Annotated in this window: 14 protein-coding genes and 1 pseudogene; 4 read left to right on the top strand and 11 right to left on the bottom strand. The window is 37.0% G+C overall.

Annotated features, from left to right (window positions below):
• Positions 1–40 precede the first annotated feature (40 nt).
• The 10 genes and pseudogenes from DV63_RS16600 to DV63_RS18685 form a co-directional block, all read right to left on the bottom strand.
• Complete coding sequence (locus tag DV63_RS16600; RefSeq protein ID WP_001116304.1) at positions 41–1,936, bottom strand: motility associated factor glycosyltransferase family protein; 1,896 nt, start codon at positions 1,934–1,936, stop codon at positions 41–43.
• Positions 1,937–1,961: 25 nt separating this feature from the next.
• Positions 1,962–2,729, bottom strand: coding sequence for a TerB family tellurite resistance protein (locus tag DV63_RS16595; protein ID WP_000402780.1), 768 nt, complete (start codon positions 2,727–2,729; stop codon positions 1,962–1,964).
• A gap of 9 nt (positions 2,730–2,738) precedes the next feature.
• Positions 2,739–3,053 carry a hypothetical protein gene (locus tag DV63_RS16590; protein WP_014536695.1) on the bottom strand — a complete coding sequence of 105 codons (315 nt, stop codon included), beginning with the start codon at positions 3,051–3,053 and terminating at the stop codon, positions 2,739–2,741.
• 1 nt (position 3,054) lies between these two features.
• On the bottom strand, positions 3,055–4,542 hold the full coding sequence (locus DV63_RS16585; protein ID WP_000114703.1) for a DUF5644 domain-containing protein: 1,488 nt from the start codon (positions 4,540–4,542) through the stop codon (positions 3,055–3,057).
• Positions 4,543–4,553: 11 nt separating this feature from the next.
• Positions 4,554–5,042 (bottom strand): hypothetical protein, encoded by a 489-nt coding sequence (locus DV63_RS16580; protein WP_001188580.1) that lies wholly within the window; start codon positions 5,040–5,042, stop codon positions 4,554–4,556.
• Positions 5,027–6,763 carry a M3 family oligoendopeptidase gene (locus tag DV63_RS16575; protein WP_020982489.1) on the bottom strand — a complete coding sequence of 579 codons (1,737 nt, stop codon included), beginning with the start codon at positions 6,761–6,763 and terminating at the stop codon, positions 5,027–5,029. The genes DV63_RS16580 and DV63_RS16575 overlap by 16 nt, the downstream gene beginning before the upstream one ends.
• Positions 6,764–6,860: 97 nt before the next feature.
• Positions 6,861–8,111, bottom strand: coding sequence for a cation:proton antiporter domain-containing protein (locus DV63_RS16570; protein ID WP_000431975.1), 1,251 nt, complete (start codon positions 8,109–8,111; stop codon positions 6,861–6,863).
• Positions 8,112–8,263: 152 nt separating this feature from the next.
• Positions 8,264–8,446 (bottom strand): hypothetical protein, encoded by a 183-nt coding sequence (locus DV63_RS18575; RefSeq protein WP_000055350.1) that lies wholly within the window; start codon positions 8,444–8,446, stop codon positions 8,264–8,266.
• Positions 8,430–8,990: an outer membrane beta-barrel protein gene (locus DV63_RS16560; protein WP_000595778.1), complete on the bottom strand. Its 561-nt coding sequence runs from the start codon at positions 8,988–8,990 to the stop codon at positions 8,430–8,432. The genes DV63_RS18575 and DV63_RS16560 overlap by 17 nt, the downstream gene beginning before the upstream one ends.
• Before the next feature lie 43 nt (positions 8,991–9,033).
• A pseudogene (locus tag DV63_RS18685) lies at positions 9,034–9,194 on the bottom strand (orotate phosphoribosyltransferase).
• 18 nt (positions 9,195–9,212) lie between these two features.
• Here DV63_RS18685 and modA point away from each other — a divergent pair.
• Genes modA through DV63_RS0209550 form a run of 3 tightly spaced genes read left to right on the top strand, consistent with a single transcriptional unit; the run spans position 9,213 to position 11,428 of the window.
• Positions 9,213–9,953, top strand: a complete 741-nt coding sequence (gene modA, locus DV63_RS16555) for a molybdate ABC transporter substrate-binding protein (RefSeq protein WP_000798939.1) — start codon at positions 9,213–9,215, stop codon at positions 9,951–9,953.
• A 21-nt stretch (positions 9,954–9,974) separates the two neighbouring features.
• The gene (modB, locus tag DV63_RS16550) at positions 9,975–10,649 is read left to right on the top strand and encodes a molybdate ABC transporter permease subunit (protein ID WP_000349403.1); all 675 of its coding nucleotides are present in this window, start codon (positions 9,975–9,977) and stop codon (positions 10,647–10,649) included.
• Positions 10,646–11,428: an ATP-binding cassette domain-containing protein gene (locus tag DV63_RS0209550; RefSeq protein WP_000598750.1), complete on the top strand. Its 783-nt coding sequence runs from the start codon at positions 10,646–10,648 to the stop codon at positions 11,426–11,428. The genes modB and DV63_RS0209550 overlap by 4 nt, the downstream gene beginning before the upstream one ends.
• A gap of 131 nt (positions 11,429–11,559) precedes the next feature.
• Here the strand turns inward: DV63_RS0209550 and gltX are convergent, their stop codons facing one another.
• Positions 11,560–12,951 (bottom strand): glutamate--tRNA ligase, encoded by a 1,392-nt coding sequence (gene gltX / locus DV63_RS16545; RefSeq protein WP_000053236.1) that lies wholly within the window; start codon positions 12,949–12,951, stop codon positions 11,560–11,562.
• A gap of 117 nt (positions 12,952–13,068) precedes the next feature.
• On the opposite strand from gltX, the gene hopJ reads away from it, so the two are divergent.
• A complete protein-coding gene (hopJ, locus tag DV63_RS16540; RefSeq protein ID WP_001160287.1) occupies positions 13,069–14,178 on the top strand; it encodes a Hop family outer membrane protein HopJ/HopK in 1,110 nt (369 codons plus the stop codon).
• The last annotated feature ends 7 nt before the right edge of the window (positions 14,179–14,185 follow it).

The raw sequence follows: 14,185 nt of genomic DNA, 5'->3' as shown, positions 1-14,185 counted from the left end.
CCTTTGATTTAAGGTTGTTATTATAATGTAAAAATAAAAATCATGGTTGTTTGAGTCGCATTTGCAATAACAAACAAGCTTTTTTAAGGAATTGTTTTAAGGCGTTTTGAGAGAATTTGATAAAACGCGTGAGCTCATTTTCTTTAAGATGCAATGAAACAATTAATACGCTTTGTAAGATATGAGCGATACTCCCTTCAAATAAAATGCCTATAGTGGGGGTTTTAGCGCTTGTTGTTTGGCAAAATCCACTCAAGCTATCCACCCATTCAAATATTTCTTGCTTGGTTTTACAGGGCGTGTTTAAACGCGTGAAAAAATCCTCTTTAAAACGAATCAGATTTTTTTGTAAATTGTTTAAATCCTTAGCATGATTACTTCTAGGGCTAAACATGCTTTTAATGCGAGCGGTAGCTTCTTGTTTGTTGGATTGTTTCAATCTTACTTGAGAGCGGTTGAGGCTAACAGCATGCTTGATTTTAGCCCCATAACTTAAATTATAGACTTTTTTAGGCTGGTAATAATGAAGGGCTTCTTCAATCCTTTCTTTAGAGAGCAAAAAAAGCGAGTCGCTAAAAGTTTCATAACCCTTAAAATTACCCTCTACGCTGATTAAAGACGAGGTGTCAATTTCTTTTTCATTTTCATAATAGGAATTTTGAGCGTGCTTTTTAAACCCTTTAATGTAAGCGCAATCTAAAGCACACAAATAAATCTCATCGCTCATCAAACTCGCTAAAGCCACCCCGGCATTGCCTACAAAAGGCGCTGCGTATTCTATGCTTAAAGGGCTTATATACGCGCAAGCGCTCCCCCCACGCATAAACATTAACGCTTCTTTGGCTAAATTAAAAGCGTTAGGATTGAGCATGTTAGCCCCCATTAAGGGGGTGTCTTCTAGGGGGGCTTTTTCTAAAACCTCTTTAAGATAGTCTGTGCGCTCCACTTCTATTTGAAAATCCACTTTAACGCCATGCGTTTTTAAAGGCTTTAAAGCGGTTCCGCATGAAAAAATAATGAAATGATCTTCATTTTCTTTTAAAAAATCCAACAATAAATCCAGACTTGGCCCGTTACCCACCACGCAAATGGGAGCGTTAATCTTTTTAGGTTTGGTTTTTAGGGTTTTGTATAAGGGTAAGTTTTTAAGCGTGTTTTTTAATCCCAGTAATTCATCTTCAAAACTCCCCCAACCCCTTAAAGCTTGTTTGTAATAGCTTTGAATGGTTTCTCGCATGCGTGAATTAAAAGTGCTTTTATAGGGCATGATTTCTAGCTTTAAAAAAGAATGCGTGACAGGGCGTTTCAAAAAATCCATTTTTAATTCATTGGGGTTAAAAAACCCTTGAATAAAGAGTTTAGCCCCTTTTGTAATCAAATCTTCATAACGCGTAAAATAACAGCTGATTTTAAACAAATCTAAATTTTCTTCAAACAAATAAAGCGAATGGAAGCGGTAATTTTGAGCCTGTAAAATGGCCAAAAACAAGCCGTCTAAGACGCCATAAATCATGGTAGGGGGTAAGAATTTCTCTAAAGAGCAAGGCGTTTGATAATGATTTAAAAAGTTTGAGATCGCATGCGTGGCTTTAAGGGTTAGGGGGAGTTTGGGGTTGTTTTGAGTTTTTAAATAATTTAAAGAGAGGTGGTTATTGTCTAATGACCATCTGGGATTATTCAAGGGGTTAAAAGCCATGTTAAAAGCGATTTCTATCATTTGGTTTTTAGGGTAGCTTAAAGCGTTTGTTGGCGTGTGTAAGAGATTGAAGTGGTTTTTTTCAAAAAGCAATTGGTAATTTTTAAAAGGCGTATTGAGAGCGTTAAAAAGATTGGGGTTATAAGATTTGAAAAAAACTAAATTATCCCTAAAACGCTTTGAAATTTCTTTTTCTAAAAAGGGCGCATCAAACGATTCTAGGGCTTTTAAAAAGGGCATTCAACAGCCTTTTTCATAAGACCCCTTAGGAGTCTTTTAAACCATTTTCTAAGAGTTGGGAAGCGAGGGCGATTTTTTTCAAAGAGATAAAATCTTGTTCGCTGTAGCGTTTGTTGTCATTCATTTTATGGTAGTAGGGGGCGCTTAAATTTAGGGCTTTTTCCTCTAAATCTTGCCTGGTGGCGTTAGTTTGGATTTCAAAAAGATTTTTTGCTTCTTCTAAAGACATAGGGATTTCTATGGAATTGAAGCGTTCAAAATTATCATAAAGCTCGTTAAAATCCTGATTGTCTATTTGCAAAAACGCCCCCACATCTAAAAACAATTCTTTTTCTTTACTATCCAAAATCCCATCAGCATAGGCTAACAACATAAGAAATTCCACTAATTTTAAGCGTTTGGTGTATTCCCCATGCGTGTGCTCAGCGATTTCTTGGCATAAGGATTCAAAATTTTCTTTTTTATCTATAGGCTCATTGAGAAGCTCTTTGGCTAAATTTTGCTGTTCGCTGTTTAAGGGCTGCTCTAATTCATTGATAAAAAGCGTTCTTAAGGCGTTATCCAAAGCGTTTTTTTGAATGTCTAAAAACTTTAAAAGACGCATATACGCGCCCGTTTGGGTTTGCTTGAATTTGTCTAGGGGGCTAGATTGCACCAACAAATAGGGGTCATTTTTCAAGTCGTATTCTTCGGTTTTGGTTTTAGGGTTTAGGGGGTTTTTCAAATATTCTTTGAGGGTGTTGTAAAAATAAAACAACACAACCGCCGCAACAATTAATAAAATGATTTCCATTTTTTTCCTTTATGAGTATTTTTTCATTTGTTCTTTAAGGTCTTGTTTTTGCCTACTCTCTCGCTCTTTTTTGGCCAGATAAAGACGCATTTGTTCTTCTTTTTGCTTGTCTTGTAAGATCATTTTCCTCTCATGGTTTTTTTTAAGCCGTTCTATATATTCTTCTCGTTTTTCTGGGTCTTGGAAACTCACAGGGCGGATGAAAAAAACAAACAAAATCAATAAAAAAATCCCTATGGCGATAATCTCAGAGCCTTCGCCATTGAAAGCATACCAAAGCCCTCCCATCAAAGAAGCGAGTGCGAGTTTTAAAAAAGCGTTCATTTTAAATGAAAGTAACCTTGTGATAATGTGCATCAAGCCCTAAAGCTTGCGCGTTTTTTTCCCCCATAGCCATTAGTGCGATTTGAGGTAAAAATAAAGTGGGGGTGTTGTCATTATCTCTTTTATAAACCTTTGAAGCTTTTAAGCCTAAATTTTCAAAAGCGTAAAAAAGCCCTAAAGAATGCGCGATTAAAAAATCCGCCCCCAAATCAATCCCTAAATAGCGTAAATGCGCGCACTGGAGCAAGCCGCTTTCTTCATTGACTTCTAAAAGGGGGGCGTAATTTTGAAAAGACTCTAAAAAACGGGGGGCTTTCAAACGGATTTTATTGAAAAAATGATCGCTTTGTTTAATGCGGGAAAATTCAGCCCCTAAAAACGCCTCAAAAGGGCTTTTCAATTCCCATGCCAAAAATTCATTAACCCACTCATTAAGATAGACCACCTCAACGCCTTTTTCATAAACAAGCTGGTATTTTTTCAATTTTTCATTGACGGAGTCGATGATTTCAGGGTTGTTGTCTAAAACTTCTTTAGCATGCAAGATATTCAAATACGCATCTTCTTCGCAAAAAATGAGCGAAACACCATTGGCTTTGGCTAGAGCCAGATTATACGCAGAAGCGGTAAGGAAATCATGCGTGCTTATAATCTTCCCATAATAGCCTCCATCATAGCAAAAAGGCAGATCAATGATTTTTTGCCCCATTTTTTCTAAATAGAGCTTAGCGCTTTTTAGGAGCGCTTGCGCGTCTAAATGCTTCGCATAAGCGTTAAAGAGCGCACAAGTTTTAGGGGGGTTAGGCGTTTTAGGGGGGTTAGAGTTGTATTGAAAAAGGCTTAAAAGGTTTTTAGAAAAATCTTTCCATGGCTTGATTTTGGAATTGGTTAGGATTTCTTGCAACTCATAGATTTCATGGTCAATGTTGTCATCGTTTTTATAGAGGTAATGCGCCACGCTTAAAAAATTCATCACGCCGCTTTCAGGCTGAGAAATCATCTCTAATAACCGGTTGCGCTCTGTAGGGTAGCGTTTCATCAGCCATTTAACATACAAGAAAAAGCCATCGCCCAGATATTTAGGGTTGGTTTGGGGGTTGATAAAATTGATTTGAATAAACTTTTCTAATTCTTCTTTTTCGCCTTTAGTGATGTAGGGGACTTGTTTGAAAAAATCTTCATAGTTTTTTAAAACCGCCTTTTCATCAATCATTAAGTCTTTTAAAGCGTATCGTTTGGATAGGGGATCTAGCACCCACTCTTTAGAAAAAAACGCCACCAAATCGCTCACTTTAGCGTCTTCAAACACCGCAATTTGGTTGATTTTAAGCGCGATATTTTCATTATAGCTCACGCCTTTGAGTTGTTTTAAAAGATCCAAAAGGTATTGATCTTCTTGGTATTCTAAAAAATAAGACTCATAAGCAGGGTTGTAATCTTTGTTGGTTTCAAAACGAAAGACTTTCACATGCAATTTCAAAACGCTCATCAATGATTCCTTTAGCTTTTGTGCAGATTTTCTAAAATCGCGCGGTTTTTGGAATTGGAAAAAAGGGCCTCTTTAGAATCCAGCCATTCTTTAGACTCCCGCTCGTCTTTTTTTGGCTCTTGCGTGATTGGCTCTTCTTTTTGAAACAACTCAAGCGAATCGCAACGATTGAATAAAACGGCATTTTCATTTTTTTCTTTGATAAGGATTTGAATGATGCCAGGAAGTTCCACTTGAACCACACTGCCAATGTTATTAGGGCCAAATCCAGCTTCAAACTGCACGCTTTTTGCATCAACCATCAAGCTTTCTAAGGTGTATCCGGCTAAAACAAACAGCACTAACGCACCGAATTTTTCATGAATTTCTTTAGGGAGCTTGGGGGAAAAATCAATCGCATCTCTTTCGCACAAAAGGTTGAAACTCAAATGGTTTTTGGACAGAAATTGCAAGTATTCAATGCAATGCTTGTTGTTTAAAAGCCTTAATTCTCTTTGCATGCGAGCAACCTTTCAAATTCTTCTAACAAATGACGCACCTCTTGCATGCCAATTTCCCAAAATTCTTTGCTATCAATGTCAAAACCAAACATGGACACTAATTCTTTAGGGCTTTTTGACCCTCCTAAGCTCAAAAATTCCGTGTAAGTTTTAACAAACTCTTTAGCGTCGCTTTTTTTATAAAGCCCATAAAGCGCCAAAGTTAAAAGCTGCCCATAACTATAAGCGTAGCAATAAAAAGGCGAATGGATAAAATGGGGGATATAGCTCCACCACAAATGGTAGTTTTTAGTGAGTTTCACGCTCTTTTCAAACATTCTTTGATTTTCTTCAAACCAGATTCGATCAAAATCTTTGGTGTCTAATTCTTCATCAATTTCATGGATTCTTCTTTCAAAATTAGTCATCACCACTTGCCTAAAAAGGGTAGAAAAAATATCCTCTAGCTTGCCTGAAAGCATGAAAAGGAGTTCGTCAGATTTTAAACCCTTTTTTAAATGCTCAAAAAACAGCATTTCAGAAAAGACAGAAGCGGTTTCTGCTGTGGTTAAGGGCGTATCCATGTTCAATACGCCTTGTTTTTTGGACAATTCTTGGTGGATCATATGCCCAAATTCATGGGCGATAGTGAAAGCGTCTCGGCGGTTTCCTGTGTAGTTTAACAGCACATAAGGGTGAGCGCTAGGCACCCCGCCATGGCTAAAAGCCCCGCCTTGCTTAAAGTCTTTAGGGTGTGAATCCACCCACCCCTCTTTAATTGCTTTAGAAGCGATTTTATGAAATTCTGGGCTGAAAGCTTTAAGGGTGTTAAGCACTTCTTCTAAAGCTTGGGAGTAAGTCATGGTGGTATTTTCATCGCTTAAAGGGGCGTAGCGATCGTAGTCTTTGAGTTTATGCCCTAAAATTTGCGCTTTTTGATGGTAGTAACGATGCACTAAAGAAAAATTAGCGTTCACAATCTCTATCATGCTATCCACGCTCTCTTGCGAGATCTGGTTGTCAATGTGGCGGAAACTCTCTTTTTTATCGTATTTTCTCAGCCTGGTTTCAATGAGCAAATCTTTACGCACCATGTTTAAAATGTAAGTGAGTAAAGGGCGAGATTTTTCTAACGCTTTGCTGAAAGCTTTTTGAGATTTTTTACGGATCTTGCGTTTGGGGTTGTGCAAGAGGGCTAAAATTTCTTCCTCGCTTAAATTTTGCTCTTCAAAAGGGATTTTCAAAGAAGAAAAATGCTCATCAAAAAGACGGCTAAACGCGCCCACTCCCACAGGTGAAAGGGCTAGAGCGATCTTTTCTTCGTCTAAATTTAAGGTGTGCTTTTTCCTTTCTATGAGATTGTTCAAATAAAAAGCATGGTCTTTGCATTTTTTAATGAAAGCGAGCTGTTTTTTGGCGTCTAGATTTTTAAATTCAATTTCAAAGAATAAAAGGTGTTGTTGGATATTCGCGCAAGCCATTTCGCATTGCGAATAAAACTTCGCTTCTTTGGTATTCTTAGCAAAAAGTAATTGAGCGTAAGCCATCACCCTAGAGATTTTTTCTGACAAATTTTCGTAATGTTTAAGAGCGTTGGCAAATCCTGTAGCGTCTAAATTCTTAAGGTTATTTTGATAAGCGCTCTCAAATTCTTGCGCTTCTGTTTGTAAGGTTTTTAAAAATTCTTCTGCGCTTTCTTTATTTTCAAATAAAGCGCTTAAATCCCATTCTTGCTCTTTCATAAAAGCCCCCTTTATTTAATAGTTTGAGTTCAATACGCTCGTATTTTAACATAACACTGACAATACAAGCAAACTTATCATTTGGTTTTTACGCCAATTATTTTTTAGCCGGCTCATTTTCTTGGCTCTTTTGGTGCAAAATGAATTGAGCGATGGATTCTAGGTATTTTAAGATAAAAGGGGTTGCCAACATAGAAAAGACCACCATGAGGATAAGGAGTTGGTGGATGTCATTTTGAGCGATATTTAAGATATTTTTTTGGTGTAAAAAACCAAGAATCCCTTTTTTTTCTTGCAAATTAAAGAGCTGGTGTGAGCCTGAATTTAAAAAAATGACAAAAGAAAACTCCCCGATTTGCGCCAAAGAAAGAGCGGTTTTTATGGCAGTTTTAGCGTCTCTAAAAAAACGCAAAAGCGCATAAATGATAGCCGTCTTAAAACCCATCACTAAAATGAGTAAAAAGATGACAACAAAGAACTTCTCTATAAAGAAATTCACATTAATTTGCATCCCTATCGTAATGAAAAAAAGGGCTAAGAAGAGGTTTTTTAATTGCGCGAATTCTTCTTGGACATTGATTTTATAGCGCGATTTAGAAATGGCCATGCCCACAATGAACGCTCCTAAAGACATAGAAAACCCAAAAAAATGGCTCAACCCCGCCGCGCTGCAAACAATCACTAAAATCGTGCCTATAAAAATTTCAGGCAAGCGCGTGTCTTTTGCTTGCTCTAAGATGAGATTAGCCCCTTTTTTTCCAGGCAATAATAAAAGAACTAAAATAATCCCTGCTGAAATAAAGGTTTTAAGAATGAGTAAATTAACATTAGAATCTTTACTGCCTAGAATGGTGAGAATTAAAAGCATGGGAATGGCTGCAATATCTTGGAAAATCAAAATCCCCACCGCGCTCTTTCCCATAGGCGTGCTAAGCTGTTTGGAATCTTCAAAGAATTTCAGCACAATAGCGGTTGAAGAGAGCGAAAGCCCCATGCCTAAAACAAGGGAAAAAATGGGCGAAAGACCCAAAACAAAATACCCCAATAAAAAAGCGATTAAAGCGCATAAAACGACTTGTAAAAGCCCAAAAACCAGCACTTCTTGTTTGATGGATTTGAGCTTGTCAAAATTAAACTCAATGCCTATCATAAACATTAAAAAGACGATACCAAATTCACCAATATCAGACAACAAATTAAAATCATTAATTTTAAAAAAAGCCGCTAAAACCGTTCCTGTGCAAATGTAACCAATGATAACAGGCATGTCTAATTTCTTTAAAAAGATCCCAAAGCCTACGGCAAGCCATAAGCCAGCAATAACAATATAAAGTGTGCTGTTTTCCATAAAAACCTTTCCCCAGTAGAATCGATTTGTTTTAAAGAAATCAAAGCGAAACTATCCTATTAAATTGAGCCATTAAATAACGCTATTGAATAAAATAATATCTATCAAATATATATAAGTAATTTATTATTTAAATCTTACTAAACCCGTATTCAAACGCAAACGCCAAACACTCTATTGAGTAAAATAAAAATCAAAACGCTAGGATTATACTGCGTTAAGGCAAACTTTCTATTTATGAAAAAGATTTTTGAACCCCAACCTTTTAAGAGTTGGCTAGGGTTTAATTTGATGAAGAAGAGCGAATGAAAGAACGGATTAGAAAGTAAAGACATAATCCACATACCAAGAATAGTAGCGGATAAGCCCTACATTTTTACTGCCCTGATTAACCATAGGGAATTTCACGCCCGCTTCAAACGCACTGCGATCCCCAACGCGCATTCTTCCGCCTAAATTCCATAAGAACTGGAATCTCGTTTGATTGACATCATAAGGGAACATCCAAGTGTTTCCGGCTAATTGAACGCCACCGATGAGACCCAGAGCGAATTTATCCAAAGGAATGAGATTGACAATCAAATCGCCACCGCCACCATAGGTGAGCAAATTGGTTTTGGTGTGTTCAGTCCCTGAAGTGTTAAACCAGTCTAAAAAGCCATACACCCTAGCCCCAAACCACTTATTGGTAAAGCCTACAAAACCTAATTTGAAATTCAAACCATAAAGATCATTGCCATGGCGCCAATCAGAGTAATTGCTGTTATAAGGACCATAACGACCTTGCTGATAACCCGCACCCATAAAGAACCCATTCACTTCGCCAGCGAGCGCTAAACTCGCGCTCAAGCTTAAAATACAAGCAATTCTTTTAATCATAATAAATCCTTCTTGTTGAATTAAAGTTACACCCTAAAATCGGTTATTTTTCTAAAAGATTTAATTTTTTATCAAAGATGAGATTTTTAGATCTTAAAATATTAATTGAATAGGCATAAGCGGGATACACCCACAAAACCACCTCAAACTTTTAAAATACAAATTTTTAAGATACAAATAGGTATAATCACCAACTTCAATCATTTAATCAAAGGGAGTTCTATGAAAAATACTTTCAAAGCGTTTGCCTTTTTAATCGTATTTTTTTCAAGTGCTCTGTTGGCACAGGATTTAAAAATCGCTGCTGCTACTAACCTTACACGCGCTTTAAAAGCCCTTGTTAAAGAATTTCAAAAAGAACACCCAAAAGACGCTATTAGTATTAGTTTTAATTCTTCAGGAAAACTCTACGCTCAAATCGCTCAAAACGCCCCTTTTGATTTATTCATTTCAGCAGATATTGCTAGACCTAAAAAGCTTCATGATGAAAAAATAACCCCTTTTAAAGAAGAAGTCTATGCTAAAGGCGTGTTGGTTTTGTGGAGCGAAAATCTAAAAATGGATTCTTTAGAAATTCTTAAAGACCCTAAAATTAAATATATCGCTATGGCTAATCCTAAACTAGCCCCCTATGGAAAAGCCAGTATGGAAGTCTTAGATCATTTAAAACTCACTTCTAGTCTTAAATCTAAAATCATTTATGGCGCTTCTATTTCTCAAGCCCATCAATTTGTCGCTACTAAAAACGCTCAAATAGGCTTTGGAGCGTTATCCTTGATGGATAAAAAAGATAAAAACCTCTCTTATTTCATCATTGATAAAGCCCTTTATAACCCTATTGAACAAGCTTTGATCACCACTAAAAATGGGGCTAATAACCCTTTAGCCAAAGTTTTTAAAGATTTTTTATTCAGCCCTAAAGCTAGAGCTGTCTTTAAAGAATACGGCTATATTGTGGATTGAAACGCATAAAAAAGGCGAACAATGGATCATGAGTTTTTGATTACCATGCGTTTGAGCTTTTCTTTAGCTTTGATTACCACCCTTATTTTACTCCCTATAGGGATTTTTTTAGGCTATTTTTTAAGCCTTAAACGCAATCTTTTAATGAGCTTAACAGAAACGCTTGTGTATATGCCTTTAGTTTTACCCCCAAGCGTGCTAGGGTTTTATCTTCTTTTAATTTTTTCGCCTTCTTCTTTTTTGGGAGCGTTTTTACAAGATGTATTAAATGTGAAACTTGTTTTTAGTTTCCAAGGGCTTATTTTAGGGAGTGTGATTTTTTCCTTACCCTTTATGGTAAGCCCTATTAAAAGCGCGTTAATTTCCTTGCCCGCTTCTTTAAAAGAAGCCAGTTATAGCTTGGGTAAGGGGGAATATTACACCCTTTTTTTTGTCCTACTCCCTAACATTAAACCCAGTGTGTTGATGGCTATCATTACCACTTTCACGCACACTATCGGTGAATTTGGCGTGGTGGTGATGCTTGGGGGTGATATATTAGGGGAAACAAGAGTGGCTAGTATTGCGATTTTTAACGAAACTGAAGCTCTCAATTACCCTAAAGCCCATCAATACGCCTTAACGCTCACGCTTATCAGTTTTAGTCTCTTGTTTGTTACCCTATTTTTGAATAAAAAACAAAGCTCGTTTTTATGATAAAAGTGCGGTTTAAAAAACACCTTTTAGGATCTAGGGGCGCGTTTGATTTGAATATAGACTTAGAAATTAAAGAAGCGGAAGTTGTCGCTTTATTAGGAGAATCGGGAGCGGGTAAAAGCACGATTTTACGCATTTTAGCGGGGCTTGAAGCGGTGAGTAGCGGCTATATTGAAGTCAATCATTCAGTGTGGCTAGACACTCAAAAAAAGATTTTTTTAAAACCACAACAACGAAAAATCGGCTTTGTGTTTCAAGATTACGCCCTATTCCCTCATTTAAACGTGTATCAAAACATCGCCTTTGCCCACCCTAAAGATACAAATAAAATCCACGAAGTGTTACGCTTAATGCGTTTAGAAAATCTAAGCCAGCAAAAAATTCTTCAACTCTCTGGCGGGCAAGCCCAACGAGTCGCTTTAGCAAGAGCTTTAATCGCAGCCAAAAATCTATTGCTTTTAGATGAGCCTTTAAACGCCCTAGATAACGCCTTAAAAAACGAAGTGCAACAAGGTTTGCTTGATTTTATCAAGCGTGAAAATTTAAGCGTGTTATTGGTAAGCCATAACCCCAATGAAATAACCAAACTCGCGCAAACTTTCCTCTTTTTAAACAATGGCGTTATTGAACCTAATCAAGAAAATCGGCTTTTTTCAAACCGCTTGTTGATAAAACCTCTCTTTGAAGATGAAAATTACTGCCATTATGAGGTCATTCCTCAAACGATCAGTTTGCCAAAAGATTGTCTGAACCCAACTTTTAAGCTTGATTTCAATTAGGGCAAAAAATTTTAGAAATATTTTTTTCATTTTCCCATTAAAGCCCTCTTATTTTTCAAAAGGAGTTGTTTAAAAACCGCTAAAATCAAACTCTTTTATGATTAGCGTTCAATGAAAACAGAGCCAATCTTTTAGTTTTTCAAAAACTTTTCTATTCTTTTGACGCTCTCTGTTTTGCCTAAAATAAAAAGCGCTTCTTTAAGGCCTATCCCGCCCCCCTTACCCAAAAGGGCCAATCTTAAAGGCTGCATAAAATTACCCGCTTTAATCTTTTCTTCTTCAATGATTTGGTGCATGGCGTTTTCTAGCGCGCTTTCATCGTTGAAATTGGCTTCTTTTAATTCCAGCTTAAACTTTTCTAACAAGGGCATAACGAGCGCTTGATTGAGCTTTTTCAAAACCTTTTCTTCATACTCCACAGGAGCGATTAAAACCTCATCTATTTTAAGGGCTAATTCTTTTAAAGTTTGAGATCTTTCTTTGAGGGCGTCCAACAAGCGATCTAATTGGGTGGGGTTTAAATGCGAGAGATCGCTAAAACTAAAAGGCTTTAAAAGTTTTAACAATTCTTGCGCGCTTTGGTTTTTTAAATAGTGAGCGTTGAGCCAATTAAGCTTGTGCCAGCTGAAGCAACTGGGCGAAGAATTCAAATCTTTAGGATCAAATAATTCTAGCAATTCTTGCATGCTAAAAATCTCTTTATCTTGATAGCTCCACCCCAAACGCACTAAAAAATTCACTAAAGCTTCCTTAAGATAGCCCCTTTCTTGATAGTCCATCACATTAGTGGCCCCATGGCGTTTGCTTAATTTTTGCCCTTCTTCATTCAAAATCATCGGCACATGGAAAAAATTAGGGATTTTAAAATTTAAAGCCTTATAGAGAACGATTTGTTTAGGGGTGTTAGAAAGGTGATCATCGCCTCTAATCACATCAGTAATCCCCATTAAAGCGTCATCAATGGTAACCACAAAGTTATAAGTGGGCGTTCCATCGCTTCGTGCGATAATAAAATCGTCTAATTCGTTAGTATTCACTTTCACTTCGCCTTTAACCCCGTCATTAAAACCAATCACCTCATTTTGTGGGACTTTAATCCTTACCACAGGCTCTATGCCTTTAGGGGGCGTGCCTTTAAAATCACGATAACGATTGTCATAGCGTGGGGTTTCTTTCCTGGCCTTTTGTTCTTCTCTCAAAGCGTCCAACTCATCTTTACTCATGTAGCAGTAATAGGCTTTGTCTTCATCTAAGAGTTTTTGGATGTATTCTTTATAAATTTCAAAGCGTTTGGATTGATAAAGGATTTCTCCATCGTATTCTAGCCCTACCCATTTGAAAGCCTCTATAATGGCGTTAGCCGCTTCTATAGAGTTACGGCTCAAATCCGTGTCTTCAATGCGTAAAAAAAATTTTCCTTGATTGGCTCGTGCAAAAAGATAATTGAAAATGGCTGTTCTTAAGCCTCCTATGTGGAGATAGCCAGTGGGCGATGGAGCGAAGCGCGTAACGATCAAACTCATTGTTCTAACCTTAAAAATAAAATACGCTTATTGTATTCAAAAATGGCTTAAAAATGGTTTCACTTTTTTCTGTTAAAATTAGTGTATGATTGAGATTATTTTTGATTAGGATCAACCATGCAATTTCCAAAAGCCTTATTACATTCATCATTCTTTCTACCTTTATTTTTATCTTTTTGTATTGCTGAAGAAAATGGGGCGTATGCGAGCGTGGGTTTTGAATATTCTATCAGTCATGCCATCCAACACAACAACCCCTTTTTGAATCAAGAACGCATTAAAACCATTTCTAACGCTCAAAATAAAATTAATAAGCTCAATCAAGTCAAAAATGAAATCACCAGCATGCAAAACACCTTTAACTACATCAACAACGCTTTAAAAAACAACTCCAAATTAACCCCCACTGAAATCCAAGCCGAGAAATACTACCTCCAATCCACCTTTGAAAATATTGGAAAAATAGTGATGATTAGCGGTGGCGTTTCATCTAACCCCCAATTAGTCCAAGCGTTAGAAAAAATACAAGAACCCACCACTAACCCTTTAGAATTTGAAAAAAACTTAAAAAATTTAGAATTGCAATTCACCCAATCCCAAAACAACATGCTTTCTTCTTTATCTTCTCAAACCGCTGCAATTTCAAATTCCCTAAACGCGCTGGATCCCAACTCTTATTCTAAAAACATTTCAAGCATGTATGGGGTAGCTTTGAGCGTAGGTTATAAGCATTTCTTCACCAAGAAAAAAAATCAAGGGTTGCGCTATTACTTGTTCTATGACTATGGTTACACTAATTTTGGTTTTGTGGGTAACGGCTTTGATGGTTTAGGCAAAATGAACAACCACCTCTATGGGCTTGGAATAGATTATCTTTATAATTTCATTGATAATTCACAAAAACATTCTAGCGTGGGTTTTTATGCGGGCTTTGCTTTAGCGGGGAGTTCGTGGGTAGGGAGTGGTTTGAGCATGTGGGTGAGCCAAACGGATTTTATCAACAATTATTTGACGAATTATCAGGCCAAAATGCACACGAGTTTTTTCCAGATCCCTTTGAATTTTGGGGTTCGTGTGAATGTCAATAGGCATAACGGATTTGAAATGGGCTTGAAAATCCCTTTAGCGGTCAATTCTTTTTATGAAACGCATGGCAAAGGGTTGAACACTTCTTTGTTTTTTAAACGCCTTGTCATGTTTAATGTGAGTTATGTTTATAGTTTTTAGGGGGTTA

Source organism: Helicobacter pylori FD535 (assembly GCF_000296015.2).
Lineage (GTDB): Bacteria > Campylobacterota > Campylobacteria > Campylobacterales > Helicobacteraceae > Helicobacter > Helicobacter pylori_CT.
This window is presented reverse-complemented; position numbering and strand designations above follow the sequence as displayed.